The 26,536-nt window shown below is 66.7% G+C and carries 25 protein-coding genes and 4 tRNA genes; 27 read left to right on the forward strand and 2 right to left on the reverse strand.

What is annotated here, in order from left to right; all coding sequences use genetic code 11:
• Positions 1-13: 13 nt before the first annotated feature.
• Positions 14-1,285: a geranylgeranyl reductase family protein gene (locus tag B9C99_RS04465; RefSeq protein WP_088897083.1), complete on the reverse strand. Its 1,272-nt coding sequence runs from the start codon at positions 1,283-1,285 to the stop codon at positions 14-16.
• Between the two features lie 112 nt (positions 1,286-1,397).
• Here B9C99_RS04465 and B9C99_RS04470 point away from each other — a divergent pair, with 112 nt between their 5' ends.
• Both B9C99_RS04470 and htpX read left to right on the forward strand, forming a co-directional pair.
• Positions 1,398-2,444 carry a polyprenyl synthetase family protein gene (locus B9C99_RS04470; RefSeq protein WP_088897084.1) on the forward strand — a complete coding sequence of 349 codons (1,047 nt, stop codon included), beginning with the start codon at positions 1,398-1,400 and terminating at the stop codon, positions 2,442-2,444.
• A gap of 102 nt (positions 2,445-2,546) precedes the next feature.
• Positions 2,547-3,407, forward strand: coding sequence for a zinc metalloprotease HtpX (gene htpX / locus B9C99_RS04475; RefSeq protein WP_088897125.1), 861 nt, complete (start codon positions 2,547-2,549; stop codon positions 3,405-3,407).
• 130 nt (positions 3,408-3,537) lie between these two features.
• On the opposite strand, the gene B9C99_RS04480 is transcribed toward htpX, so the two are convergent.
• On the reverse strand, positions 3,538-4,029 hold the full coding sequence (locus tag B9C99_RS04480) for a YajQ family cyclic di-GMP-binding protein (protein WP_016694310.1): 492 nt from the start codon (positions 4,027-4,029) through the stop codon (positions 3,538-3,540).
• A gap of 149 nt (positions 4,030-4,178) precedes the next feature.
• On the opposite strand from B9C99_RS04480, the gene B9C99_RS04485 reads away from it, so the two are divergent.
• The 25 genes from B9C99_RS04485 (at position 4,179) to B9C99_RS04605 (ending at position 26,446) form a co-directional block, all read left to right on the forward strand.
• A tRNA-Tyr gene (locus B9C99_RS04485) sits at positions 4,179-4,261 on the forward strand.
• 362 nt (positions 4,262-4,623) lie between these two features.
• Positions 4,624-4,696 (forward strand) — tRNA-Thr (locus B9C99_RS04490).
• Positions 4,697-4,739: 43 nt separating this feature from the next.
• Positions 4,740-4,815: transfer RNA gene (locus B9C99_RS04495), tRNA-Met, on the forward strand.
• Between the two features lie 59 nt (positions 4,816-4,874).
• Positions 4,875-5,042, forward strand: a complete 168-nt coding sequence (gene rpmG, locus B9C99_RS04500) for a 50S ribosomal protein L33 (RefSeq protein ID WP_003941903.1) — start codon at positions 4,875-4,877, stop codon at positions 5,040-5,042.
• A gap of 84 nt (positions 5,043-5,126) precedes the next feature.
• A complete protein-coding gene (gene hadA, locus B9C99_RS04505; protein WP_016694308.1) occupies positions 5,127-5,702 on the forward strand; it encodes a (3R)-hydroxyacyl-ACP dehydratase subunit HadA in 576 nt (191 codons plus the stop codon).
• The gene (gene hadB / locus B9C99_RS04510; protein WP_019291230.1) at positions 5,689-6,114 is read left to right on the forward strand and encodes a (3R)-hydroxyacyl-ACP dehydratase subunit HadB; all 426 of its coding nucleotides are present in this window, start codon (positions 5,689-5,691) and stop codon (positions 6,112-6,114) included. Before hadA ends, hadB begins: the two co-directional genes overlap by 14 nt.
• A 179-nt stretch (positions 6,115-6,293) precedes the next feature.
• A tRNA-Trp gene (locus B9C99_RS04515) sits at positions 6,294-6,366 on the forward strand.
• Positions 6,367-6,398: 32 nt separating this feature from the next.
• Positions 6,399-6,824, forward strand: a complete 426-nt coding sequence (gene secE, locus B9C99_RS04520; protein ID WP_026061589.1) for a preprotein translocase subunit SecE — start codon at positions 6,399-6,401, stop codon at positions 6,822-6,824.
• Between the two features lie 50 nt (positions 6,825-6,874).
• On the forward strand, positions 6,875-7,711 hold the full coding sequence (gene nusG / locus B9C99_RS04525; RefSeq protein ID WP_016694306.1) for a transcription termination/antitermination protein NusG: 837 nt from the start codon (positions 6,875-6,877) through the stop codon (positions 7,709-7,711).
• Positions 7,712-7,806: 95 nt separating this feature from the next.
• Positions 7,807-8,241, forward strand: a complete 435-nt coding sequence (gene rplK / locus B9C99_RS04530; RefSeq protein WP_006552290.1) for a 50S ribosomal protein L11 — start codon at positions 7,807-7,809, stop codon at positions 8,239-8,241.
• Positions 8,242-8,355: 114 nt separating this feature from the next.
• Positions 8,356-9,069 (forward strand): 50S ribosomal protein L1, encoded by a 714-nt coding sequence (gene rplA / locus B9C99_RS04535; RefSeq protein WP_016694305.1) that lies wholly within the window; start codon positions 8,356-8,358, stop codon positions 9,067-9,069.
• 397 nt (positions 9,070-9,466) lie between these two features.
• A complete protein-coding gene (rplJ, locus tag B9C99_RS04540) occupies positions 9,467-9,994 on the forward strand; it encodes a 50S ribosomal protein L10 (RefSeq protein ID WP_006552288.1) in 528 nt (175 codons plus the stop codon).
• Between the two features lie 123 nt (positions 9,995-10,117).
• Complete coding sequence (gene rplL / locus B9C99_RS04545; protein ID WP_003937621.1) at positions 10,118-10,504, forward strand: 50S ribosomal protein L7/L12; 387 nt, start codon at positions 10,118-10,120, stop codon at positions 10,502-10,504.
• A 314-nt stretch (positions 10,505-10,818) separates the two neighbouring features.
• Positions 10,819-11,892 carry an ABC transporter ATP-binding protein gene (locus B9C99_RS04550; RefSeq protein WP_088897126.1) on the forward strand — a complete coding sequence of 358 codons (1,074 nt, stop codon included), beginning with the start codon at positions 10,819-10,821 and terminating at the stop codon, positions 11,890-11,892.
• A 67-nt stretch (positions 11,893-11,959) separates the two neighbouring features.
• The gene (locus B9C99_RS04555) at positions 11,960-12,751 is read left to right on the forward strand and encodes an ABC transporter permease (protein ID WP_006552286.1); all 792 of its coding nucleotides are present in this window, start codon (positions 11,960-11,962) and stop codon (positions 12,749-12,751) included.
• A gap of 4 nt (positions 12,752-12,755) precedes the next feature.
• Positions 12,756-13,616 (forward strand): ABC transporter permease, encoded by an 861-nt coding sequence (locus B9C99_RS04560; RefSeq protein ID WP_024101684.1) that lies wholly within the window; start codon positions 12,756-12,758, stop codon positions 13,614-13,616.
• Complete coding sequence (locus tag B9C99_RS04565; protein WP_016694782.1) at positions 13,613-14,986, forward strand: MCE family protein; 1,374 nt, start codon at positions 13,613-13,615, stop codon at positions 14,984-14,986. The genes B9C99_RS04560 and B9C99_RS04565 overlap by 4 nt, the downstream gene beginning before the upstream one ends.
• A complete protein-coding gene (locus B9C99_RS04570) occupies positions 14,983-16,062 on the forward strand; it encodes an MCE family protein (protein ID WP_016694781.1) in 1,080 nt (359 codons plus the stop codon). Before B9C99_RS04565 ends, B9C99_RS04570 begins: the two co-directional genes overlap by 4 nt.
• The gene (locus tag B9C99_RS04575; RefSeq protein WP_016694780.1) at positions 16,059-17,057 is read left to right on the forward strand and encodes an MCE family protein; all 999 of its coding nucleotides are present in this window, start codon (positions 16,059-16,061) and stop codon (positions 17,055-17,057) included. Before B9C99_RS04570 ends, B9C99_RS04575 begins: the two co-directional genes overlap by 4 nt.
• A complete protein-coding gene (locus B9C99_RS04580; RefSeq protein ID WP_016694779.1) occupies positions 17,057-18,307 on the forward strand; it encodes an MCE family protein in 1,251 nt (416 codons plus the stop codon). Before B9C99_RS04575 ends, B9C99_RS04580 begins: the two co-directional genes overlap by 1 nt.
• A 14-nt stretch (positions 18,308-18,321) precedes the next feature.
• Positions 18,322-19,635, forward strand: coding sequence for an MCE family protein (locus tag B9C99_RS04585; protein ID WP_019291235.1), 1,314 nt, complete (start codon positions 18,322-18,324; stop codon positions 19,633-19,635).
• Entirely contained in the window at positions 19,632-20,879 is a 1,248-nt protein-coding gene (locus B9C99_RS04590; protein ID WP_016694777.1) for an MCE family protein, read from the forward strand. The genes B9C99_RS04585 and B9C99_RS04590 overlap by 4 nt, the downstream gene beginning before the upstream one ends.
• Before the next feature lie 140 nt (positions 20,880-21,019).
• Positions 21,020-21,640 (forward strand): hypothetical protein, encoded by a 621-nt coding sequence (locus tag B9C99_RS04595; protein ID WP_088897085.1) that lies wholly within the window; start codon positions 21,020-21,022, stop codon positions 21,638-21,640.
• Between the two features lie 115 nt (positions 21,641-21,755).
• Positions 21,756-22,550: a hypothetical protein gene (locus B9C99_RS04600; protein WP_202399757.1), complete on the forward strand. Its 795-nt coding sequence runs from the start codon at positions 21,756-21,758 to the stop codon at positions 22,548-22,550.
• 389 nt (positions 22,551-22,939) lie between these two features.
• Positions 22,940-26,446: a DNA-directed RNA polymerase subunit beta gene (locus B9C99_RS04605; RefSeq protein WP_026061693.1), complete on the forward strand. Its 3,507-nt coding sequence runs from the start codon at positions 22,940-22,942 to the stop codon at positions 26,444-26,446.
• Positions 26,447-26,536 lie beyond the last annotated feature (90 nt).

Consider the following 26,536-nt stretch of genomic DNA (forward strand, 5'->3'; position numbering starts at 1 on the left):
CACATGTAGCGGCTCAGGCGAAGAGCGGCTGCCGATCCCAGCGCATCGAGAAATGACCGCTCGTCCGCCACACCCGGGCCACGAAGTCGGCGTCCTCGTCGGTGACGAGATTGCCCATCACCCGCACCGCGACCGACATCATCGTCCGCGACCGCATCGCGATCGGACCCGTCGCCGGCAGGAACTTCGGGATCGTGAGCAGGTTCGCGAGGCGACGCGCGGTGGAGAACGCCCGGCCGTAGTGGGAGCGCAGCGTCGCCGGCCACAGTTCGGTGAGGTCGTCGGAGTCGAGCAACCCGGCGACCAGCCGCCCGCCCTCGAGTCCGTAGTCGATGCCCTCGCCATTGAGCGGATTGACGCACGCCGCGGCGTCGCCGATCAACGCCCAGTTCCTGCCCGCGACCCCCGACACGGCACCGCCCATGGGCAGCAGCGCCGACGCCACCCGCGTCACCTCACCGAGCTCCCATTCGCTGCGGCGCTGCCGCGCGTACAGGTCGATGAGCGGTCGCAGCGATCCGTTCGCGGGTCGCGAGGCGGTCGCGAGGGTGCCCACCCCCAGGTTCACCTCGCCGGTGCCGAGCGGGAACACCCAGCCGTAACCCGGCTGGACGGCGCCCGCGTCGTCGCGCAGTTCGAGGTGCGAGGTGATCCACGGATCGTCGCTGCGCGGGGAGGTGGCGTAGGCCCGCGCGGCCACGCCGTAGGTGGTGTCGCGGTGCCAGCGACGTCCGAGCACCTTGCCGAGGGGAGAGCGCACCCCGTCGGCGACGATCAACATGCGGCACCGGACGGTCCGCGGTCCGTCGGCGGTGCGGAAGATCACGGCCGAGACCCGGTCGCCGTCGCGTTCGACGTCGACGGCCTTCGTCCCGTCCACGGCGCGGGCACCCGAGTCGAGCGCGACCTGCCGGATCCGGGCGTCGAGTTCGGTGCGCGGCACGGCACTGCCCACGACGGGGAACGACGAGTCGGGCCAGGGGAGTTCGAAGCGGCCACCGAAGCCCTCGAGACGCAGACCGCGGTTGACGGTGCGGGTGCGCAGCCAGTCGCCGAGACCGAGTTCGTCGAGTTCGGCGACGGCGCGCGGGGTCAGTCCGTCACCACAGGTCTTGTCGCGAGGGAAGGTCGCGGCATCGACGAGCAGCACCTCGCGACCGGCGCGGGCAGCCCACGCAGCGGCGGCGGAACCGGCTGGACCGGCACCGACGACGAGAACATCGGTACTGTCGGGAACGCAGGACTGGGATTGCCGCGGATCTCGCGCGGAGTGTTCGGCCACCACCGCTCCATCTTCTCAGGCCGCGATCGGCCGCCTCGACGAGGTGGATCGGGGAACGAACGGCTAGGTTCACTACGGTGAAGTCGAGGCGACAGAACAGGATGGGTACGTCATCGTGAGCACTGAGGGGGCGGCTCGGACCGCCGGTTCGGCCGATGCGGCGCCGAGCACCGTCGTGGCCGGTGTGGAACTCGGCGATCCGGTCCTCGCCGCGACAGTCGGGGACGGCCTCGCGAGCGTCGAGAAACTCCTGGTCGAGGAATTGTCCGACGGTGAGGACTTCCTGACGGAGGCCGCACTGCACCTGGCGAAGGCGGGTGGCAAGCGGTTCCGGCCGCTGTTCACGATCCTCACCGCGCAGCTCGGGCCGAAGCCCACCGATCCCGCCGTGGTGACGGCGGCGACCGTCGTCGAGCTCGTGCACCTCGCGACGCTCTACCACGACGACGTGATGGACGAGGCGACGATGCGTCGCGGAGCTCCGAGCGCCAACGTGCGCTGGGGCAACAGCGTCGCGATCCTCGCCGGCGACTACCTGTTCGCGCACGCCTCGCGACTGGTGTCGACCCTCGGTCCGTCGGCCGTGCAGATCATCGCGGAGACGTTCGCCGAGCTGGTCACCGGTCAGATGCGCGAGACCATCGGTGTGCGCAGCAACGACGACCCGGTCGAGCACTACCTGCGGGTGATCTGGGAGAAGACCGGTTCGCTGATCGCCGCCAGCGGTCGCTTCGGCGGTACGTTCTCGGGCGCCGATCCGGAACACGTCGAGCGTCTCGAACGACTCGGCGACGCCGTCGGCACCGCCTTCCAGATCGTCGACGACATCATCGACATCGCGTCCGACACCACGGAGTCGGGCAAGACCCCCGGAACCGATCTCCGCGAGGGCGTGTACACCCTGCCGGTGCTCTACGCGCTGCAGGAGACCGGGCCGGAGGCCGATCGCCTGCGCGAACTGCTCGTCGGTCCCATCGAGGACGAAGCGCACGTCGCGGAGGCACTCGAGCTGCTCGTCCGCTCGCCGGGGATGGATGCGGCGAAGGCGACCCTCGCGACCTATGCCGCCCGCGCCCACGCCGAACTCGACGCCCTGCCTCAGGGCCCGGCGAACGAGGCGTTGCGTCGCCTCGTGGACTTCACCGTCGCCCGCGTGGGCTGACGGACCGTCGTGTGGTCCCGCCCCGTTTCGGGGCGGGAACCGCGCCGTGCGCTCGTTCGTTGGACGAACGAGTGGGGAATCGTGGTGCGGAAGGGGTGCGACGTGCACGGATACTCGAACCGTCTCAAGACGGCCGGTCTGCTGATCGGAATGTCCGCGCTGATCGTGTTCGTCGGAGCGTTGTTCCAGAACTCGACGATCCTGCTGATATCGATCGTGCTCGCCGTCGGCATGAACGGCTACGCGTACTTCAACAGCGACAAGCTCGCCCTACGGGCGATGCACGCCCAGCCTGTCACCGAGGTGCAGGCTCCGGCGATGTACCGGATCGTGCGCGAACTCGCGACCGCGGCGCACCAGCCCATGCCGCGGCTCTACATCAGCCCCACCAACGCCCCCAACGCGTTCGCCACGGGACGTAACCCGCGCAACGCCGCCGTGTGCTGCACGACGGGCATCCTGGAGATCCTGAACGAACGGGAACTGCGCGCGGTGCTCGGCCACGAACTCGCCCACGTCTACAACCGCGACATCCTCATCTCGTCGGTCGCCGGCGCGATGGCCGCCGTCATCTCGGGTCTGGCGAACTTCGCGTTCTTCGCGTCGGCATTCGGCAACCGGGAGGGTGGCGCGAATCCGCTGGCGCTGCTGCTGGTTTCCCTGCTCGGCCCCATCGCGGCATCGGTCGTCAAGCTCGCCGTGTCGAGGTCGCGCGAGTACCAGGCCGACCAGTCCGGTGCCGAGCTCACCGGCGACCCGCTGGCCCTGGCGTCGGCGCTGCGCAAGCTCGCTCTCGGCACGCAGGCCGCGCCGCTGCCGCCCGAACCGAAGCTCGCGGCCCAGTCGCACCTGATGATCGCCAACCCGTTCCGGGCGGGCGACAGGATGAGCCGGCTGTTCTCGACGCATCCGCCGATGGCCGACCGCATCGAACGACTCGAGCGCATGGCCGGGATCCGCTGACCGGACGGCACACGACACCCACAGACGACACCGCCCGCGACGGAAGTCGCGGGCGGTGTCGTAGGGGAGGGGTTCGTCAGCAGAGGTCGACGAACCAGCGGTGCTCGACGAACCAGCGGTAGTTGACGAACTAGCGGTAGTTGACGAACTGCAGGGCGATGTCGAGGTCGGCGTTCTTGAGCAGCGAGATGACGGCCTGCAGGTCGTCGCGCTTCTTGCTGGTCACGCGTAGCTCGTCGCCCTGGATCTGCGCCTTGACGCCCTTGGGGCCCTCGTCACGGATGAGCTTGGAGATCTTCTTGGCGTTCTCCTGGCTGATGCCCTGCACCAGGGTTCCGGTGATCTTGTAGACCTTGCCGGACTGCGTCGGCTCGCCGGCGTCGAAGGACTTCAGCGAGAGGTCTCGGCGGATCAGCTTCTCCTTGAAGACCTCCAGCGCGGCGAGTGCGCGGTCCTCGGTCTCGGCCGAGATCGTGATGGCCTCGTCACCCGACCACTCGATGTGCGCCCCGGTGTTCCGGAAATCGAAGCGGTTGGCGATCTCCTTCGCCGCCTGGTTCAGCGCGTTGTCCACTTCCTGGCGGTCGACCTTGCTCACCACATCGAACGACGAATCAGCCACGTCTCACTCCACTTCCGGGTCGGTCTGTAAGGGTTCTGTCCACCCGACGCTATCGGGTCGCGCGGGGCTGTGACCACTCGGTTTGCGTTTCGGGGGGGTATGCGTTGTATTCTTCCAAACGCATCGAGGACGCGGTCCCGATCGCACCCGGCAGGTTGCCCGAGCGGCCAATGGGAGCGGACTGTAAATCCGTCGGCTTACGCCTACGTAGGTTCGAATCCTACACCTGCCACCGGAACGGCCCCGGTTCTTCAGAACCGGGGCCGTTCTGCATTCCGGGGTCTCTGTAGTGCGGATTCTCTGTAGTGCAGGTCCTTGTAGCGCAGGCCCTGGAGTGTGGTCCGGGAGTGTGGGTCCTGCTCTCCCGGGACTCTCCCGAGGTTCTGGCCGGCTCGGCACGCGGTGCCGTTCCGTCCCGCGCCCGGTACCCACCGCCGGCCCACCGCGCGCGTACGTGTGGGCACGGGTGGGTGCGGGTGCGCAGAGCTCGGAGAGCAGCGGCGTTTATGGGCCTCTACCAGCGGATTTTGCACCAGGACCGAGTGTGTGTAATCTTTTGGAGGCCGCAGCGAGCAGAGATGCTCCGGAGGCCACGCCCCCTTAGCTCAGTCGGCAGAGCGTTTCCATGGTAAGGAAAAGGTCGACGGTTCGATTCCGTCAGGGGGCTCGCTGGATTGAGGTGCCGCCTTCGTAGCGACACTCGGCACCGAGGCGGTGTAGCTCAGTTGGTAGAGCAAACGACTCATAATCGTTGCGTCGCCGGTTCAAGTCCGGTCACCGCTACCAAAAGTTCATTGATCCACCCTGATCGATACTGATCGGATTGACGCGAAAGAAGGCATCCCGTGGCCTCCTCTACTGACGTTCGGCCGAAGATCACCTTGGCCTGCGAGGTGTGCAAGCACCGCAACTACATCACCAAGAAGAACCGTCGCAACGACCCCGACCGGCTCGAACTGAAGAAGTTCTGCCCGAACTGCGGTACGCACCAGTCGCACCGCGAGTCCAAGTAGCCGGTCGGAACGACGTCGACGCGTAAGGTCTCCGCAATACCGACCGTGCCAGTTGGCGTCGTCGGAATTGCGGAGGTTTTGCGTATGACGAACGTACTCGAGAACCAGGAATCGGTGGACGCGACCGAACAGGCCGGGATCCCGTTCGATGCCGCCGCGCACGCCAAGTCCATGGTCGGCCACCACTACCGGGTGGACGACTACTACGAGGTGGGTCGCGAGAAGATCCGCGAGTACGCCCGTGCCGTGCGCGATTCGCATCCGGCGCATCACGACGACGACGCAGCCCGCGGGCTGGGGTACGACGGAGTGATCGCGCCGCTGACCTTCGTCTCGATCGTCGGCATGATCGCGCAGCGCAAGCTGTTCGAAGAGGTCGTCACCGGATACGACCTGAGCCAGATCATGCAGACCGACCAGCGGATGGTCTACCACCGCCCGATCCAGGCCGGCGACAGGCTGTTCTGCGACGTCTACCTCGACGATTTCCGTCAGGCTGCCGGCAGCGACATCATCACCACCAAGAACGTGATCACCGATCAGTACGACAATCTCGTGCTCACGTCCTGGACGACGCTCGTCGCCCGTTCCGGTGGCGAGGTCGACGACAACATCGCGCACGCGGTCAAGGATGTGGTGATGCACAGTGACACTCCGTAGTTTCGCGGATGTCGCGGTAGGGGACGAGCTTCCGTCGAAGGTCGTCACACTCACGCGCGGAAATCTGGTCAACTATGCAGGTGTGTCGGGTGATCCCAACCCGATCCACTGGAGCGACAAGGTGGCCGAACTGGCCGGCTTGCGCGACGTCGTCGGGCACGGCATGCTCTCGATGGGCATCGCGGCCGGCTTCGTCACGGAGTGGCTGGGAGACCCCGGCGCGGTGACCGAATACAACGTTCGGTTCACCAGTCCGGTATATGTGGAGGCCGACAAGGCCGCCGAGATCGAGTTCACCGGCAAGATCAAGTCGGTGGACGCGGAGAGCAAGACAGCAGTGGTCGCTATCGTGGCGAAGTCCGACGGTCGCAAGATCTTCGGTCGGGCCACGGCAACGGTCCGTTTGGCCTGACGGCCGAGCGGATTGGGTTTGTCCCGGGGCAATGCAGTACACTTAGGCTTCTGGGATCGCATAGCAGCGCGCTGCTCTACGAAGGCCGTAACGGCCCGACGGGGTAGCGCGCGTGTCATGTGGTCGCAGATGGGTCGGTTCCGGACACTCGCTTCGTACGAGTGTGGATGTCCGACCAGAGGGGCGTAGCTCAATTGGCAGAGCAGCGGTCTCCAAAACCGCAGGTTGCAGGTTCAAGTCCTGTCGCCCCTGCCCCCGGACTGCCAGCGACCGAGAGGAACGATGTGAGCGAGGAGCGCGGTCAGCGCCACAGCGGCACCGCAGGGAACATCCCCGGCGACGCTGGAACGGCTACCGGCGCGACCCCCGACGGTTCCTCCGCGGCTGCTCGGCCGACCGGCAAGCGGGCCACCCGTCGTGGTGCAGCCGGTTCCTCGGCTTCCACGACGAGCGCGGTGTCCATGAAGAAGACGTCGCGTTCGGCCACGGCCGTGAGCGATCGTCCCGCCGCGAAGTCCGAGAACATCTTCAAGCGACTCGTGCGCTTCTTCCGTGAGGTCGTCGCCGAGCTCCGCAAGGTGATCTGGCCCAACCGCAAGCAGTTGACCACCTACACACTCGTGGTCCTTGCGTTCGTGACCGTCATGACGGCGTTCATCTTCGGATTGGATCTGGCGTTCGTACAGGGCGTCAGCTGGTTGTTCGGTTAGCGCCTGTCCGCGCGAGACGAAAAATGTGATCGACGAGAGGAAAGTGCCCGGTGAGCACCCCCGAGAACGACTCGTACGAGGCTTCGGCCGAGGAGCACGTTTCGGACGAGGCCTTGGTTGACGACGTGACGGCCGAGTCGGCGGATGCGGACACCGAGGTCTCCGAGTCCGACGCTGCTGTCGAGTCCGGCACCGATGTCGAGTCCGATGCCGATGTCTCCGACGCAGCGGAGGACGCCGCTGACGCGCCCGCCGAAGAGGACGAGGTCGATCCGGCCGAGGCCCTCGAGAAGCAGCTGCGGCGTGAGCCCGGCGACTGGTACGTCGTGCACTCCTACGCCGGTTACGAGAACAAGGTCAAGACCAACCTCGAGACCCGTGTCCAGAACCTCGACCTCGCCGATTACATCTTCCAGGTCGAGGTGCCGACCGAAGAGGTCACCGAGATCAAGAACGGTCAGCGCAAGCAGGTCAACCGCAAGGTCCTGCCCGGCTACATCCTCGTCCGGATGGAACTCAACGACGAGTCGTGGGGTGCCGTCCGGAACACGCCCGGCGTGACCGGCTTCGTCGGAGCCACGTCGCGTCCGTCGCCGCTGACGATCAAGGAGGTCGTGAAGTTCCTCCTCCCGCAGCAGGCGAAGAAGAAGCCGGCGGCCGGTGCCCCGGCCGCAGGCGAGCAGGCTCCCGCCGCCGCTGCGAAGCCCGCCATCGAGGTGGACTTCGAGGTCGGCGAGTCCGTCACCGTGATGGACGGCCCGTTCGCGACGCTGCCCGCCTCCATCAGCGAGGTCAACGCCGAGCAGCAGAAGCTCAAGGTCCTGGTGTCGATCTTCGGCCGTGAGACTCCCGTGGAGTTGTCGTTCAACCAGGTGTCGAAGATCTGACGGTCCCCGGGACCCGACGGCGCCGGCATCCGGCGCGCACAAGCTTGCAGTAGCAGTACGCAAGAACCACACCGAGCAAGAAACTAGGAATAGAGATGCCCCCCAAGAAGAAGAAGATCGCCGGGCTCATCAAGCTCCAGATCCAGGCCGGCCAGGCCAACCCGGCTCCGCCGGTCGGCCCCGCGTTGGGTCAGCACGGCGTCAACATCATGGAGTTCTGCAAGGCGTACAACGCGGCGACCGAGTCGCAGCGTGGCAACGTCGTGCCGGTCGAGATCACGGTCTACGAGGACCGCTCGTTCGACTTCAAGCTGAAGACCCCGCCGGCCGCGAAGCTCCTGCTCAAGGCTGCAGGCGTGCAGAAGGGCTCCGGCGAGCCGCACAAGACCAAGGTCGCCAAGGTGACCATGGATCAGGTGCGCGAGATCGCCAAGACCAAGCAGGAAGACCTGAACGCCAACGACATCGAGGCTGCCGCGAAGATCATCGCCGGCACCGCTCGGTCGATGGGCATCACGGTCGAGGGCTGAGCCCTCACTGTTCCGGGGACCCGTCCCCGCCTGCAGTAGCACTCGTGGGAGGGCCGGCCAGGCCCGCTACCACGCCCGAACCATTCACCTGCCGGTGAGAAGTTAGGAAAGAACATGGCAAAGCGCAGCAAGGCATACCTCGCCGCGGCCGAGAAGATCGACTCGGACAACCTGTACAGCCCCCTCGCAGCTGCGAAGCTCGCGAAGGAGACCACCTCGAAGAACTACGACGCCACCGTCGAGGTCGCCATGCGACTCGGTGTGGATCCCCGTAAGGCGGACCAGATGGTGCGCGGCACGGTCAACCTGCCGCACGGCACGGGTAAGACCGCTCGCGTCATCGTCTTCGCGGTGGGCGAGAAGGCTGCCGAGGCCGAGGCCGCAGGCGCCGACGTCGTGGGCGCCGAGGATCTGATCGAGCGCATCCAGGGCGGCTGGCTGGACTTCGATGCCGCGATCGCGACCCCCGACCAGATGGCGAAGGTCGGTCGTATCGCCCGCGTCCTCGGTCCCCGTGGTCTGATGCCGAACCCGAAGACGGGTACGGTCACCCCGGACGTCGCGAAGGCCGTCACCGACATCAAGGGTGGCAAGATCAGCTTCCGCGTCGACAAGAACGCCAACCTGCACTTCGTGATCGGCAAGGCCTCGTTCGACGAGACCAAGCTGGTCGAGAACTACGCTGCTGCTCTGGACGAGGTGCTCCGCGCCAAGCCGTCCAGCGCGAAGGGCCGCTACATCAAGAAGGTCACGATCGCTACGACCACCGGCCCGGGCATCCCGGTGGATCCGCAGCGCACCCGCAACCTCCTCGAGATCGCGGAGTAGTTCGCACTGCACGCAGTGGATGTGCATTCGAAGCGGCCGGCACAGCATCGCTGTGCCGGCCGTTTTGCATTTCGCGGATATCGTCCGCTACAGTGGTCGGGTAGTTCGGCGTGCGCCGATCTTCACCCCGATCATGTTCTACCCAAGACCGTTGGTCACCGAATCCGCGTGCGGATCGGTTGAAGGTCCGGAGTTGTCCGGCGGCCCACGCAGGAGGACGAGGTTAGGGGAGATGTGAGCCGTGATGTGCCTTCCGGGTGCATTCGAGTTCCTCCTCCTTTCACGCCCCGTGTGCCCTGCGCCGGGGCGTTCGTCGTTTTCCGGTCCCGGCGGTCGTCCGGTGGGGCGTCCCACTCGGGACACCGGGAAAACGACTGTTACTGAGAGGAGGCGAAGTATGGCAAAGCCCGAGAAGGTTTCCGCAGTTGCGGAGATCACCGAGCAGTTCAAGACCTCCACCGCTGCCGTGATCACGGAATACCGTGGTCTGTCGGTGGGAAGTCTGACCGAGCTGCGTCGCGCTCTCGGAGAGGGTGCCACCTACTCCGTCGCCAAGAACACCCTGGTCAAGCGTGCCGCCGCTGAGGCGGGCGTCGAGGGTCTCGACGACCTGTTCGTCGGTCCGACCGCCATCGCGTTCGTCAAGGGCGAAGCGGTGGACGCTGCGAAGGCTCTGAAGAACTTCGCGAAGGACAACAAGGCTCTCGTCATCAAGGGCGGCTACATGGACGGCGCTGCGCTGTCCGTGGAGCAGGTCAACCAGATCGCGGACCTCGAGTCCCGCGAGGTGCTGTTGGCCAAGCTCGCCGGCGCGATGAAGGGCAACTTGGCAAAGGCCGCAGGCCTGTTCAACGCCCCCGCTTCTCAGGTGGCCCGCCTCGCGGCCGCTCTGCAGGAGAAGAAGGCGGGCGAAGAAGCCGCCTGACGCTGATCCGCATCACTGCGAATCCGCATCACCGCGAAAGATACATCCACGCGTGCTCCGGCACGCACCATCCCATCCGGTCGCGGATCAGCGACATGGGACTTATCAGGAAGGACCGCCACCATGGCGAAGCTCACCACCGAAGAGCTGCTCGACGCGTTCAAGGAACTGACCCTGCTCGAGCTCTCGGAGTTCGTTAAGGCATTCGAGGAGACCTTCGAGGTCACCGCTGCTGCTCCGGTTGCCGTCGCTGCCGCCGGTGCTCCGGCCGCTGCTGCCGAGGCCGAGTCCGAGCAGGACGAGTTCGACGTCATCCTCGAGGGTGCCGGCGACAAGAAGATCCAGGTCATCAAGGTCGTTCGCGAGATCGTCTCCGGCCTGGGCTTGAAGGAAGCCAAGGACCTCGTCGAGGGTGCTCCGAAGCCGATCCTCGAGAAGGTCGCCAAGGACGCTGCCGACGCTGCCAAGGCCAAGCTCGAAGAGGCCGGCGCCAAGGTCACCGTCAAGTAAGACGGTTTCCGAACTTCCCCGTCGAGCGTTCGTCGCTCTCCGGGACGGTTCCGCACAGGGCCGTTTCCGCGAATTCACTTTCGCGGGAACGGCCCTTTCGCATTCTCGGACAAGAATGCCGAGCGATATGTCCGATATCGGCAGAATTCGATATTTACATCGTGTTCATGCAGGTCACGGCATAAGTCCAGATATGTATGCCCCCTTGTACGAGGTCCTTACTCATGAGTAGGATCGCTTGTCACAGGTACCACTATCCATGCGATAGAGTGACCCAACCCACACGGGGGCGACGGTATCGGACAGCGGAGGTAATCGTGGGAGTCGAGGTTTCCGTCGAGGGGCTGACCAAGTCCTTCGGCTCGCAACGTATCTGGCAGGACGTGACGTTGACGTTGCCGGCCGGTGAGGTCAGTGCGCTGCTCGGTCCGTCGGGTACCGGTAAGTCGGTGTTCCTCAAGTCGTTGATCGGTCTGTTGCGCCCGGAGGAGGGCTCGATCGTCATCGACGGCACCGATATCCTGCAGTGCTCGAGCAAGGAGCTCTACGAGATCCGCAAGCTGTTCGGGGTGTTGTTCCAGGACGGGGCGTTGTTCGGGTCGATGAACCTCTACGACAATGTCGCCTTCCCGTTGCGTGAGCACACCAAGAAGACCGAATCGGAGATCCGGCAGATCGTGATGAGCAAGCTCGAGCTCGTCGGTCTGCTCGGCGCCGAGGACAAGCTGCCCGGTGAGATCTCCGGGGGGATGCGCAAGCGCGCCGGCCTGGCCCGTGCGTTGGTGCTCGATCCGGAGATCATCCTGGTCGACGAGCCGGATTCGGGTCTCGATCCGGTGCGCACCACCTACATTTCGCAGACGTTGATCGATATCAACGCGGAGATCGATGCGACGATCCTGATCGTGTCGCACAACATCAATCTGGCGCGTACGGTGCCGGACAACATCGGCATGTTGTTCCGTCGGCAGTTGGTGATGTTCGGTCCGCGTGAGGTGTTGTTGACCTCGGACGAGCCGGTGGTCAAGCAGTTCCTCAACGGCACGATGATCGGTCCGATCGGGATGTCGGAGGAGAAGGACGAGGCGACGATGGCGCACGAGCAGGCGCTCGTCGATGCCGGTCATCATGCCGGTGGTGTGGACGATATCGAGGGGATCGTGCCGCAGATGCAGGCCACGCCGGGGATGCCGGAGCGGCAGGCGGTGGCGCGTCGGCAGGAGCGGGTGCGCTCGATCCTGCACACTCTGCCCCCGGCCGCCCAGAGCGCCATCCTCGAATCGCTCGATCACACCGGCGCGCCCCGGACCTCCCGGGGATACGCCGACGACGACACCCAGATCATTCCCGCCTACACCGGAGAGGGATACGAGCAGGCCCCGAAGTAGCAACAGCCGCAGCAGTCGTACAACGTCAGTAGTAGTACAGCCGCAGGCTGGAGAAGTAGGAGAGTAGATGGGGGCGGGCAGCTCGCTCGTGCGGCCGGTTCACGGCGCACTCACCCAGGCCGGCAACATCGTCGAACTGTTCGTCGACGTCGTGCGGAACACCTTCCGCCGACCGTTCCAGTTCCGGGAATTCATCGAACAGGCGTGGTTCATCGCCAGTGTCACGATTCTTCCGACGGCGCTCGTCGCGATCCCGTTCGGCGCCGTCGTGTCGCTGCAGACCGGCTCGCTGATCAAGCAGCTCGGCGCCGAATCGTTCACCGGCGCCGCGAGCGTCCTGGCGGTCATCCAGCAGGGCAGTCCGATCGTGACAGCTCTGCTGATCGCCGGTGCCGCAGGCTCCGCGGTCACCGCCGACCTCGGATCGCGGACGATCCGCGAGGAGATCGACGCGATGGAGGTGCTGGGTATCAATCCCATCCAGCGGCTCGTCGTCCCGCGAGTACTGGCGATGGTGCTCGTGGCGCTCCTGCTCAACGGCCTAGTCTCCGTGATCGGCATCGCCGGCGGCTACTTCTTCAACGTGGTGCTGCAGGGCGGTACCCCCGGCGCCTATCTCGCCTCCTTCTCCGCCCTCGCGCAGCTACCCGACCTCTACGTCGCCGAACTCAAGGCTGCGATCTTCGGGTTGATCGCCGGCGTCGTCGCGTCCTACAAGGGACTGCACCCGGGTGCGGGCCCGAAGGGCGTGGGGGAGGCCGTGAACCAGACCGTCGTCATCACGTTCCTGCTGCTCTTCTTCGCGAACCTGATCCTGACGATGGTGTACCTGCAGATCGTTCCTGCGAAGGGATCCTGACCAGATGACAGTCTCCAGAGGCCGCGGAGATCTCGTTCTTCTCCGGGGTCGCCGAGCGGTGCGCGCACCGCTGAACGTGCTCGACCGCGCGGGGGACCAGATGTCCTTCTACGCGCGCGCCGTCGCGTGGACCCCGCGAACCCTCACCCACTACCGCAAGGAAGTCCTGCGGTTGCTCGCCGAGGTCACCTTCGGCAGCGGTGCACTCGCCGTGATCGGTGGCACCATCGGCGTCATCGCGATGATGTCCGGCTTCACCGGCGTCGTCGTGGGTCTGCAGGGTTACGCCGCGCTCGAGCAGCTCGGCTCGTCGGTGCTCACCGGCTTCCTCTCCGCCTACGTCAACACCCGTGAGTTGGCCCCGATCGTCGCGGCGCTCGCGTTGTCGGCGACCGTGGGCTGCGGCTTCACGGCACAGCTCGGCGCCATGAGGATCAGCGAGGAGATCGACGCCCTCGAGGTGATGGCCGTGCCGTCGCTGCCGTTCCTGGTGACCTCCCGGATGATCGCCGGCTTCGTCGCCGTGATCCCGCTGTACATCATCGGTCTCCTCGCGGCCTATCTCGCGACCCGCACGATCAGCACGCTGTTCAACGGCCAGTCGAGCGGCTCGTACGACCACTACTTCTATCTGTTCCTCCCACCGGAGGACGTGTTGTATTCGTTCGCGAAAGTGCTGGTCTTCGCGTTCGTGGTCATCCTCATCCACTGCTACTACGGTTTCCACGCCAGCGGCGGTCCCGCCGGCGTCGGTGTGGCCGTGGGCCGCGCGGTGCGTACCGCGATCGTGACGATCGCGATCCTCGACTTCTTCCTCAGCCTCGCGATCTGGGGCACGACGACCACGGTGAGGGTGGCCGGATGAGCGACACGACCACTTCGCCCGTGCGTCGGCGCACCCTGGGACTGATCTTCTTCGTGGTGCTGGCGCTGTTCCTGTACGTCACGATCGCGATGTACAACAAGACGTTCACGAAGGTCGTGAAGGTCGACCTCCGCACCGACAGCATCGGCAACGCGCTGCCGCTCAACGCCGACGTCAAGGCGCGCGGTGTGCTCGTCGGCGAGGTCCGCGGAACGAGCGCGGAAGGCGGCGACGTCACCGCGCATCTCGCTCTCGACCCCGACAAGGCCGAACTGATCCCGGTCAACGCCACGGCACAGCTGCTGCCGAAGACACTCTTCGGTGAGCGCTACGTCTCGCTGATCATCCCCGACGATCCGGGGCGTCCCGTCACGAACGGCGATGTGCTGGTGCAGGACACGAGCGAGCGCACCGTCGAACTCGGCGACGTGCTCGACGGGCTGCTCCCGCTCCTCGAGGCCGTCCCGCCGCAGGACCTCGCCAACACGCTCGGCGCACTGGCACAGGGACTGAGCGGACGCGGGGAGAAGCTGGGGCAGACGGTCGACGACCTCGAACAGATCTTCCGTGAGGTGAACGTCGAACTGCCCACGCTGCAGGAGGATCTGCGCGGTCTCGCCGACTTCTCGCAGACCTACTCCGAAGCCGCACCGGAACTCGTCGAGGCGCTGAACAACCTGCGCACGACGGGTGGCACGGTCGTCGAACAGCAGAACCAGATCCGCACGCTGCTCGCGAGCGCGACGGGAGCGTCGTCGCAGACGGCCGATTTCATCGAGCAGAACTCGAACTCGATCATCACGCTGTCCGCCGATTCGAAGGAGGCGCTGCAGCTGCTCGCCCGTTACTCGCCGTCCTTCCCGTGCACCTTCGAGGGATTCGCCGACGCGAAGCCGGCCGCCGTCGACCTGCTCGCGGCCGACGATCCGTTCCCGGGTGTGCGCGCGAACATCCAGTTCACGAACCCGAAGGGCCGCTACCTGCCGAACCAGGACGAACCGCGTCTGCTCGACGATCGCGGACCGGCCTGCTACAACGACGTGACCGCGCCCGGCCGCAACTTCCCGCAGTATCCGGGCGGTTCGGTCAACGACGGTTCGTACCAGGTGCCGTCGCGTAATCCCGGCCCCGAGACCATCGATTTCTTCCCTGCCCCGGCAGGATCCGGCGTCCCCGACGACGTCGGCGAGATCATCGGCACCTCGGGCAACGGCGCGACTCCCGTCTCGTACGCCGGCTCGCGTCTGGAACAGGACACGCTCGACGTGATCTACGGACAGGCCACCGGTGTCGACCCCGAGGAGGTCCCGTCCTGGACCACCCGGCTCGGCGCTCCGGCGATCCGCGGTACGGAGGTGAGCTTCCAGTGAGAGGTCTGGCAGCACCCCTGATCAAACTCATCGTGTTCGCCGTGGTCACCGTCATCGCGACCGGTGTCCTCGCCGCGACCATCGCCAGTGTCGGCGGTGGGGGAGGAACGAAGTTCCACGCGATCTTCTCCGACGTCACCTCGCTCAACAAGGGCGACGACATCCGCATCGCGGGTGTCCGCGTGGGACAGGTCGAGGAGATCTCGGTCTTCGACGAACGGCAGGCGCGGGTCACCTTCTCGCTCGAGGAGCGCGACTGGTTGCCTGCCGGTGCCACGGCGACCATCCGTTTCCGCAATCTCGTCGGCCAGCGGTACATCGCGCTCGGTCAGGGCGAGGGTGCGCAGGGCGAGAAGATCACGAGCGGCGACACGATCCCGATCGAGCGAACGAAGCCGGCGGTGAACCTCACGACGCTCTTCGACGGCTTCCGGCCGTTGTTCCAGACGCTGAGCGCCGACGACGTCAACAAGCTCTCGTTCCAGATCATCCAGGTCTTCCAGGGTGAGGCCGGAACGATCGACGATCTGGTGCGCAGCACCGCGTCGCTGACCAACACCATCGCCGACAAGGATCGCGTGATCGGTGCGGTGATCGACAACCTCAACACCGTCCTGGCCACGATCGACCAGCGCGACGAGCAGCTCGATTCGCTGCTCGTCAACACGCAGGCACTCGTCAGCGGATTGTCGGCCGACCGGGCGACCGTCGGTTCGGCGGTGGCGTCGATGGCGGGGCTGACCGACGCGGTCTCCGACGTCCTCGAGCCCACCCGTCCGTCGATCGCACAGTCGATCACGGCGCTCGAACAGGTCACCTCGAATCTCAACGCGAACCGCGACGAGGTCGACCGCGTCCTCGAGACGTTGCCGGTCAAGCTCGACAAGCTCGGGCGCGTGGCCAGCTACGGTTCGTGGTTCCAGTTCTACCTGTGCGGTATCGACATCGTCGCAGGTCCCGGTTCGGTCCCGTATCTGAATCTGCCGACGGGGCTGCCCACCGTGAACCAACCCATCTACACGAATGCGGCGAAGCGTTGCTCGCAGGAGGGGATGCAGGAGTTGCAGGGACGATGAGCAAACGTCGCAGTCCGGCCGCCGCCGGTGCCCTGGGCATCGTCGTGGTGCTGCTGGGGACACTGTCCGCCTTCTTCCTCGACGAACTGCCCATCATCGGGGCGGGCGCAACCTACGAGGCCGAATTCAGCGAGGCCGCAGGTCTCAAGCCCACCAACGAGGTGCGTATCGCCGGCGTGAAGGTCGGCAAGGTCACCGGAGTCGACCTCGAGGGCGACCGCGTGATCGTCTCGTTCAAGGTCCAGGACGCCTGGGTCGGGAACGACACGGCGGCCTCCATCCAGATCAAGACGATCCTCGGGCAGAAGTATCTGGCGCTCGAGCCGCGGGGTACGGAGGTGCTCGACCCGGACGACCGGATCCCGCTCGACCGGACGGTCGCGCCGTACGACGTGATCGAGGCGTTCTCGTCGGCGGCAACCACCCTCGGCGAGATCGATTCCGAACAGCTCGCGACCGGCTTCCAGACCCTGTCGGAGGCCTTCTCGGAGACACCCGACGACATCCGGGCCTCACTCGACGGCATCAGCCGCCTGTCCGAGACCGTCGCGAGTCGTGACCAGGAGCTGAAGAAACTCCTCGATGCGACCGGCAACGTCTCGAAGGTGCTCGCCGACCGCAACGCCGAGTTCAACCGGTTGCTCTCCGACGGCGCGCTGCTCGTCGCGGAACTGAACAACCGGCAGGAGGCGATCTCCCAGTTGCTCGACGGCACCAAGCGGTTGTCGGCCGAGCTCTCCGGGCTCGTCGAGGAGAACCGCGAGACCATCGGTCCCGCCCTGCAGCAGTTGCGCGGCGTCGTCGACATCCTCCAGGAGAACAACGACAACCTCGATCGGGCCATGGAGCTGTACGAGCCGTTCGTGCGCGTCTACACCAACGTTGTCGGCAACGGCCGGTGGTTCGACCAGGTCGTCGTGAACCTGACCCCGCCGGGCCTGCCGGAGATCCCCGGTTACCGCGAACCCGGTCGCCGCCTGGAAGGGGGTAACTGATGGCACACGCCGAGAACGGCGAGTCCCGCAGCAATCGCGGGCGCATCGCGCTGATCGCGGCCGTCGTGGCGGTCGCGGTGGCCCTGGCCGGAGCCGGCTGGTGGCTGTTCACCCGACTGGGCACCACCGAGATCACCGCCTACTTCGACAAGGCCGTCGGCATCTACGAGGGCTCCGACGTGCGGGTGCTCGGCGTCGAGGTGGGGAAGGTGACCTCCGTCGAACCGCAGGGCGATCTGGTGAAGGTCGGTCTGCGGGTGAACCGCGGCGTCGACATCCCGGCCGACGCTCGCGCCGTGCAGATCACCCCCTCGGTGGTCGCCGACCGTTACGTGCAGCTCACCCCCGCCTACACCGGCGGCGACACGATGAGCAGCGGTGCGGTGATCGACCGCGAGCGCACCGCCACCCCGGTGGAGGTCGACGAGCTCTACGCGAGCATCGACGAACTCTCCCGCGCGCTCGGTCCCGACGGCGCGAACCGTGAGGGCGCGCTGACCGATTTCGTGGAGGTCGGTGCGGAGAACCTCGCCGGCAACGGCGAGGCCCTCGGGCAGAGCATCGAGAACCTGTCGGCCGCCGCGCGCACGCTCGACCAGTCGCGCGACGACCTCTACGGCACGATCGAGAACCTGCAGGTGTTCGTCAGCGCCCTCGCGGCCAACGACGAGCAGGTGCGCCAGTTCAACGCCCAGCTCTCGGACCTGTCGGGATTCCTGGCGGGGGAGCGGCAGAACCTCGGCGAGGCCCTGAACACGCTGTCGGTCACGCTCGGCGACGTCGCGACGTTCGTGCGCGACAACCAGGCGGCCGTGAAGGACAACGTCGACGCACTCGTGCCGATCACGGAGACCCTGTCGAATCGTCGGCAGGAACTCGTGGATTCGCTGACGCTGCTCCCGCTCGCGGTGAGCAACCTCGTCAACTCCTACGACGCCGAAGCCGGTGTGCTCGCGTCGCGCCTCGTGCTGCCCGACCTGCAGGATCCTGCGGGAGCGGTGTGCAAGCTCATCGATCTGGGCAATCTCGTGCCCGGCGACGAGCGTTTCGAGCAGCTCGGCCGGCAGATGCAGCCGCTGATCGACCGGTGCCGCGACGTCGCCACACAGATCACCGAGGACCAGCGGTCCCCGGATCTGATCCTGCCGTTCGGTGTCCTGAGCGGCGAGAACATTCAGCGGCAGGTCACTCCGGGCACGGTGCCCGGCGTGGTCTCGCCCCGGCTCGACCTCCAGGGAGGAGATCGGTGAGCGGCGCGAAGAGGATGGGCCGCACAGGTGTATTCGGAGCGGCCGCGTGCGTGGTCGCTGTGACGGTCACGGGGTGCGGCGGTCTGTCCGACGTCCCGTTGCCCGGCGGCGCCGACGTGGGGAGCGATCCGATCCGTCTGTCCGTCCAGTTCGACGACGTGCTCGACCTGGTTCCGCAGTCGAGCGTGAAGGTCGACGGTGTACCGGTCGGGCGCGTCGAATCGATCTCGGTCGCATCCGATTTCGGGTGGACCGCCGACGTCGGCATCGTGCTCGACTCGAGTGTCGACCTGCCGGCGAACGCGCTCGCGAGCGTCGAACAGTCGAGTCTGCTCGGTGAGAAGTTCGTGCAACTCACGCCTCCGGAGGACGAGCCCCCGACGGGCCGGCTCGCGGACGGCGACGTGATCCCGCTCGACCGCACCCGGCACGCCACCGAACTCGAACCGGTGCTCGGCGCGCTGTCGCTGCTGCTCAACGGTGGCGGTGTCGGTCAGCTCGCGCCGATCGTCAACGAATTGTCGACGGCCTTCGACGGCCGCGAGGGAACCACGCGCAGCCTGATCGAGCAGGCCGAGACCCTGATCACCGGTCTCGAACAGCAACGCGACGACATCACCCGGGCGCTCGACGGACTCGACGAGCTCACGGTGCGGGTCGCGGAGCAGAACGACAAGATCGCCGCCGTGCTCGACGAACTGCCGGTCGCGACCGAGGTGCTCGAACAGCAGCGGCCGCAGCTGACCCAGCTGCTCGGCCAGCTCGACCGGCTCGGCACCGCAGGTGTCGACGTCCTCGATCAGTCCAAGGAGGATCTGATCGCCGACCTTTTGGCGCTGCGCCCGACCCTCCAGGCACTCGCGGCATCGGGCGACGACCTCGTCGAGGCGCTCGCCTTCGTGCCCACGGTGCCGTTCCCGGACGGTGTCGAGAAGGTCGCGCTGGGCAACTCGGTGAACCTCTTCCTCGTCGTCGACCTGCAGATCGGCAACGCGCTGGCCGCGCTCGGTGTGGGCCAGGGCGACCCGGTCTACCGCGAGCCGAAGTTCGGCAATCCGAAGCCGCTCGTCGACCCGTCCAACCCGTACTACGACGGGAACGGGCCCGCCCCGGGCTGGCCCACCGTGTCGCTGCTGCCGGTGCTTCCCACTCCGCGTCTGCCCGGTGTGACGCTGCCCGAAGGGGTGTCGCTGCCCGACGGCATCGAGATCCCGGGGGTCACCGAGGCCGGCGCGGACACCGACACCGGTGCCGACGGTGACGAGGCCCCACAGCCGGGGCCGCTGCAAGGTTTGCTGAATCAGCTCGGACTCGGGGGTGGGCAGTGAGATCGCGCCTGGTGAAAGTGCAGCTCGCGCTGTTCGTGGTCATCGCGCTGCTCGGCATCGTGTTCGTCGGTGCCCGGTACGTGCGGCTCGACAACCTCATGGGCTTCGGCCAGTACACCGTCGACGCGCGGTTCCCGACCGGCGGCGGCATCTTCCCGAACGCCGAGGTCACCTACCGCGGGGTGCCCGTGGGCCGTGTCGGGGCGCTCAGCCTCACGGACGACGGCATCAACGTCGAGCTGCGTCTCGACAACGGCGGACCGCAGATCCCGGCGTCGGCGCGACCGGTCGTGGCGAACCGGTCGGCGATCGGTGAGCAGTACGTCGATCTGCAGCCGCCGAACGACGAGGGCCCCTATCTCGAACAGGGCTCCGTCATCGAGGGAACCGAGGAGGATCTGCCCACGCCGGTCGAGGACCTGCTGCTGAGCACGAACGACCTCGTGTACTCGGTTCCGCTCGAGCCGCTGCGCACCGTCGTCACCGAGCTCGGCGCGGCCTTCGACGGCCGCGGCGACGACCTGCAGGTGCTCGTCGACGCGCTCGCCGGTCTCAGCGAGAAGGGCGCCGAGTACCTGCCGCAGACCGTCACGCTGATCCGCGACAGCCTCACGGTGCTCGACACGCAGTCCGACCAGTCGTCGGCGATCCAGCAGTTCAGCTCGGATCTGGACCTGGTGACCGCACAGCTCCGCGACAGCGATCCCGATCTGCGGCGCCTGATCGACACCGGCACCGACGCGAGCGACCAGCTCTCGCAGCTGATCGAGGGCTCCGGCCCGGGCCTGACCACCGACCTCGCGAACCTCGCGGCGGTGGCGGAAGTGGCCGCGCCGCAGTCGATCGCCCTGCAGCCGCTGCTGGCCTTCCTTCCCGCCGTCGCGGGCAGTGCGAGTACGGTCGCTCCGGGCGACGGTGCGGTGCGTCAGGGCATCGTGCTCGAGACCAACAATCCGCCTTCGTGCACCATCGGGTACGAGGGGACGCAGGAGATCCTCGCGCAGATGCGCGCGCAGGATCCGAACTTCGACGAGACCCAGCAGGACTTCCCGTTCAACACGAACGCCTCGTGCGAGGTGCCGCAGGGCAGTGTCACCGGCGTGCGCAGCGCGAACCGCATCGTCTTCGCCGATCCGAACACGATCCAGCCCTGGGATTTCAAGCCGAAGAAGGACCCCGACAAGCTCAACCTGAATCCGATCGCGACGCAGCTCGCGCCGTTGCTCGGAGTCACCCCGAAGTGAGCAGTTAGTAGGTTTGTGGAGTGAGTGCACCAATTTCCTCCGACGCTCCGCCCACCCCGCCCCCATCCGCCGACGGCAACTCGCCCGCGGACGGCCGGGGACCGGGCGGGGCACGCAGGGCGGCCCTCGCCGTCGTCTCGGTGCTCGCCGTCGTCGCCCTCGCGGCGGCGGTGTGGTTCGGCTACGGCTGGGGGCGTGCGCTCCTGGTGGACCGTTCGGCCGCCGAGGCGCGCGACGCCGCACTCTCGGGAGCCATGCAGGCGGCCGTCAACCTGAACAGTGTCGACGCGAACGACGTCGACCTGTCGATCGAGAACATGCGGTCGTCGATCACCGGCGACGCCCTGCGCAACGATCTCGCGGCGACCGAGGAGGACATCCGGGCTCGGGTCGCGGAGACCGGCACCAGCATGTCGGCCGAAGTGCTGTTCGGAACGCTCACCGAACTCAACACCGACGACGATCTGGGTAAGGCGCTCGTCGTGCTCGCCGTGCGCACCCAGACCCCCGAGTACTTCGTGACCAACAAGGTCCCGGTGCTCGTGTCGCTGCGCAAGGACGGCGACGTGTGGAAGGCCGAGACCATCGAGCCGCTCGCCTCCGTCGAGATGGAGTCGGGCCCGGTCCCCGGTGCTCCGGCTCCCGATCCCGGCGCGCAGCCCGCGCCCGACGATTCCGGGGCGCCCGCGCCGGGAGATACCGGGGCGCCCGCGCCGGGAGATACCGGGGCGCCCGCGCCCGAGGGCGAGGCGGGCCCATGATGTTCGGCAAGTCGACGAAGGAGAACGTGTAGTGCCCCCGCAGCGACGGAAGACCGGCCCCAGCGGGCCCCCGCGCCGTCGGCCGAAGGTCGCCGGCACGTCCCGACCGCCCCGGATGACCCCTGCAGAGGACGAACGCCCGACCCCGGCGCAGGACGAACGCCCGTCCCGGACGGAGCGGACGATCACGCCGCCCGAACAGGGGAGTACCGGACCGGCGGAGACCCGTACAGGGGAAAACCCTGCCGAGCAGTCGCGACCTTCCGAGGTGACGCTCGACAAGCAGGAGAACGAGCACGAGAAGCCCGCGCCGACGGCCGCCGACACGGCCGGGTCCCCGGCAGCGAGCCCGGCGGAGACTGCGACCGAGCCCGGGGATCCACCGGAGCCTCCCGCCGGTGAGGCCGGCGGGTCGCGTGCCTCCGGTGGGTGGCGCCCGGTGATTCTCGTCGGTGCGGTGGCGGTGGTGCTCGCGGTGATCGCCGCGGTCGCGGCCTTCCGTCCCGGTGCCGACGTCTCGAACGTCGCGTGGGTCGACACCGCGGAGACCCGGGAGGTCACCGAGGCCGCGAAGGTCGCGATCGAGACCATGCACGGCTACGACTACCGCACCATCGACGAGGACTTCGGGCGGATCCGGGAGTTGCTGACCCCGGAGCGGCTCGAGGAGTTCGACTCGACCGCGGACGTCACCAAGAAGGCCGCGATCGACACCCGCACGGTCACCGAGGTGATGGTCGAGCACATCGGCGCGACGATGCTCGACGACACCCGCGCCGAGGTCGCCGCCTACATCAACGTCAGCGCCACCGGCGACGGGATCGCCCAGGGCAGCGCGGCCGCACCGCTGCTGGTGAGGATGGAGAAGTCGGACGGACGATGGCTGGTCTCGGAGATCCGCGACCGGTGACGACGGCTGCGGATCGCCCCCTCACCGGGGGTGTCCGCGGCCGCGACGCGCGGATCGTTCCGGACGCGCAGTCTTGACGCAGGCGACGCGAGCGGTCACTCTATCGGTACGCCTGTTCGACTGAAGGCTTCCTCGTGAGCCGCTCGAGGTCGTTTGCCAGGTTTCTTTGAGGCACCCCTGTGGACATTTCGCCTACTTAGGTGTAGGTTAGTTCTTTGCGCTGGCTGCCTCCTGTTCACCTTCTGATCGTCGAGTCGGAATCCGCCCTTTCGGGCGAGACCGTTTCGGTGTGTCGGTGGGGTTCTCGTTCGGGTTGCGACCAGCGAAAACGCCCCACATGAAGAAGCAGGTACAGCGGCGGTCGCACCGGTTGGAGCGGCCCGCGTGAGGTGCTGGAAGGACGCATCTTGGCAGTCTCTAGCCAGACCAAGGCAGTAGCCGGAATCCCCGGAGCCCCGACGAGGGTGTCGTTCGCGAAGATTCGCGAACCCCTCGAAGTTCCCGGGCTCCTCGATCTACAGACCGATTCCTTCGAATGGTTGATCGGCTCGGAGCGCTGGCGCGCGAAGGCTGCCGAGCGCGGCGACGGTCACGTCGTCGGTGGCCTGGAGGAGATCCTCGACGAGCTCTCGCCGATCGAGGACTTCTCGGGTTCGATGTCCCTGTCCTTCTCCGATCCTCGTTTCGACGAGGTCAAGGCCTCCGTCGAGGAGTGCAAGGACAAGGACATGACGTACGCGGCTCCGCTGTTCGTCACTGCCGAGTTCATCAACAACAACACCGGCGAGATCAAGAGCCAGACGGTCTTCATGGGTGACTTCCCGATGATGACCGACAAGGGCACCTTCATCATCAACGGCACCGAGCGTGTCGTGGTGTCCCAGCTCGTCCGTTCGCCGGGCGTGTACTTCGACAAGACCGTCGACAAGAGCACCGAGAAGGACCTGCACAGCGTCAAGGTCATCCCGGGCCGCGGTGCCTGGCTCGAGTTCGACGTCGACAAGCGCGACACCGTCGGTGTGCGTATCGACCGCAAGCGCCGTCAGCCGGTCACCGTGCTGCTCAAGGCGCTGGGCTGGTCCACCGAGCAGATCGTCGAGCGTTTCGGATTCTCCGAGATCATGATGTCGACGCTCGAGAAGGACAACACGGCGGGCACCGACGAGGCGCTCCTCGACATCTACCGCAAGCTCCGTCCGGGCGAGCCGCCGACCAAGGAGAGCGCGCAGACCCTGCTGGAGAACCTCTTCTTCAAGGACAAGCGCTACGACCTGGCGCGCGTGGGCCGTTACAAGATCAACAAGAAGCTCGGCCTGAACACGGGTCAGCCGATCGAGGCGTCCACCCTCACCGAGGAAGACATCGTCGCCACGATCGAGTACCTCGTGCGTCTGCACGCGGGCGAGAACAAGATGACCGTCCCCGGCGGCGTCGAGGTTCCCGTCGAGGTCGACGACATCGACCACTTCGGCAACCGTCGTCTGCGCACGGTCGGTGAGCTCATCCAGAACCAGATCCGCGTGGGCCTGTCCCGCATGGAGCGCGTGGTCCGTGAGCGCATGACCACCCAGGACGTCGAGGCGATCACGCCGCAGACCCTGATCAACATCCGTCCGGTCGTGGCTGCGATCAAGGAGTTCTTCGGAACCTCCCAGCTGTCGCAGTTCATGGACCAGAACAACCCGCTGTCGGGCCTGACGCACAAGCGTCGTCTGTCGGCGCTGGGCCCCGGCGGTCTGTCGCGTGAGCGCGCCGGCCTCGAGGTCCGCGACGTCCACCCGTCGCACTACGGCCGCATGTGCCCGATCGAGACCCCGGAAGGCCCGAACATCGGCCTGATCGGCTCGCTGTCGGTGTACGCGCGGGTCAACCCGTTCGGCTTCATCGAGACGCCCTACCGCAAGGTCGTCGACGGTGTCGTCACCGACGAGGTCGAGTACCTCACGGCCGACGAGGAGGACCGCTACCTCATCGCGCAGGCCAACTCGCCGATCGGCTCCGACAACCGCTTCTCGGACGAGCGTGTCCTCGTCCGTAAGAAGGGCGCGGAGATCGAGTACGTCGCCGCCGACCAGGTCGAGTACATGGACGTCTCGCCGCGCCAGATGGTGTCGGTCGCGACCGCGATGATCCCGTTCCTCGAGCACGACGACGCCAACCGTGCCCTCATGGGCGCGAACATGCAGCGTCAGGCCGTGCCGCTGGTGCGCAGCGAGTCGCCGATCGTCGGTACCGGCATGGAGCTGCGTGCCGCCGTCGACGCCGGCGACGTCATCGTCACCGAGAAGAGCGGCGTGATCGAAGAGGTCTCCGCCGACTTCATCACCGTCATGGCCGACGACGGAACCCGCAAGACCTACCGTCTGCGCAAGTTCGACCGTTCGAACCAGGGCACCTGCTCGAACCAGCGTCCGATCGTGGACGAGGGACAGCGCGTCGAGTCCGGCCAGGTCCTCGCCGACGGCCCCTGCACCGAGAACGGTGAGATGGCGCTCGGCAAGAACCTGCTCGTGGCGATCATGCCGTGGGAGGGCCACAACTACGAGGACGCGATCATCCTGTCGCAGCGCCTCGTGGAGGAGGACGTGCTCACCTCGATCCACATCGAGGAGCACGAGATCGACGCCCGCGACACCAAGCTCGGTGCCGAGGAGATCACCCGCGACATCCCGAACGTCTCCGACGAGGTCCTCGCCGACCTCGACGAGCGTGGCATCGTCCGCATCGGTGCCGAGGTCCGCGACGGCGACATCCTCGTCGGCAAGGTCACGCCGAAGGGCGAGACCGAGCTGACCCCCGAGGAGCGCCTGCTCCGCGCGATCTTCGGTGAGAAGGCGCGCGAGGTCCGCGACACCTCCCTGAAGGTGCCCCACGGTGAGAACGGCAAGGTCATCGGTGTTCGCGTGTTCTCGCGCGAGGACGACGACGATCTGCCTCCGGGTGTCAACGAGCTCGTCCGCGTGTACGTGGCGCAGAAGCGCAAGATCCAGGACGGCGACAAGCTCGCCGGCCGCCACGGCAACAAGGGCGTCATCGGCAAGATCCTCCCGCAGGAGGACATGCCGTTCCTGCCCGACGGCACCCCGGTCGACATCATCCTGAACACCCACGGTGTTCCGCGTCGTATGAACATCGGCCAGGTCCTCGAGACGCACCTGGGCTGGATCGGCAAGGCCGGCTGGCAGATCCAGGTGGCCGACGACGGCAGCCGTCCCGAGTGGGCACAGAACCTCTCCGAGGAGATGCTCGCCGCCGAGCCCGACACCAACATCGCCACGCCGGTGTTCGACGGTGCCCGCGAGGAGGAGCTGACGGGTCTGCTGTCCTCGACGCTGCCGAACCGCGACGGCGAGGTCATGGTCGGCCCCGACGGCAAGGCGACGCTGTTCGACGGTCGCTCCGGCGAGCCGTTCCCGTACCCGGTGTCGGTCGGCTACATGTACATCATCAAGCTGCACCACCTGGTCGACGACAAGATCCACGCGCGTTCGACCGGTCCGTACTCGATGATCACGCAGCAGCCGCTCGGTGGTAAGGCGCAATTCGGTGGTCAGCGCTTCGGTGAGATGGAGTGCTGGGCGATGCAGGCCTACGGCGCCGCCTACACCCTCCAGGAGCTGCTCACGATCAAGTCCGACGACGTCGTCGGTCGCGTCAAGGTCTACGAGGCGATCGTCAAGGGCGAGAACATCCCCGAGCCGGGTATCCCCGAGTCGTTCAAGGTGCTTCTCAAGGAACTCCAGTCGCTGTGCCTGAACGTGGAGGTCCTCTCCAGCGACGGCGCGGCCATCGCGATGGCCGACGGCGACGACGAGGACCTCGAGCGGGCGGCCGCCAACCTGGGCATCAACCTTTCCCGCAACGAGTCGGCCACGGTCGACGACCTCGCGAACTAGGAGCCGAGCCGATGCGGTACGCACCCCGACACCACCGGGCGCGTACCGCATCGGGCCCCGGCAGCGATAGCGACAACTAGCAGCAATACA

Source organism: Rhodococcus sp. BUPNP1 (assembly GCF_002215235.1).
GTDB lineage: Bacteria > Actinomycetota > Actinomycetes > Mycobacteriales > Mycobacteriaceae > Rhodococcus.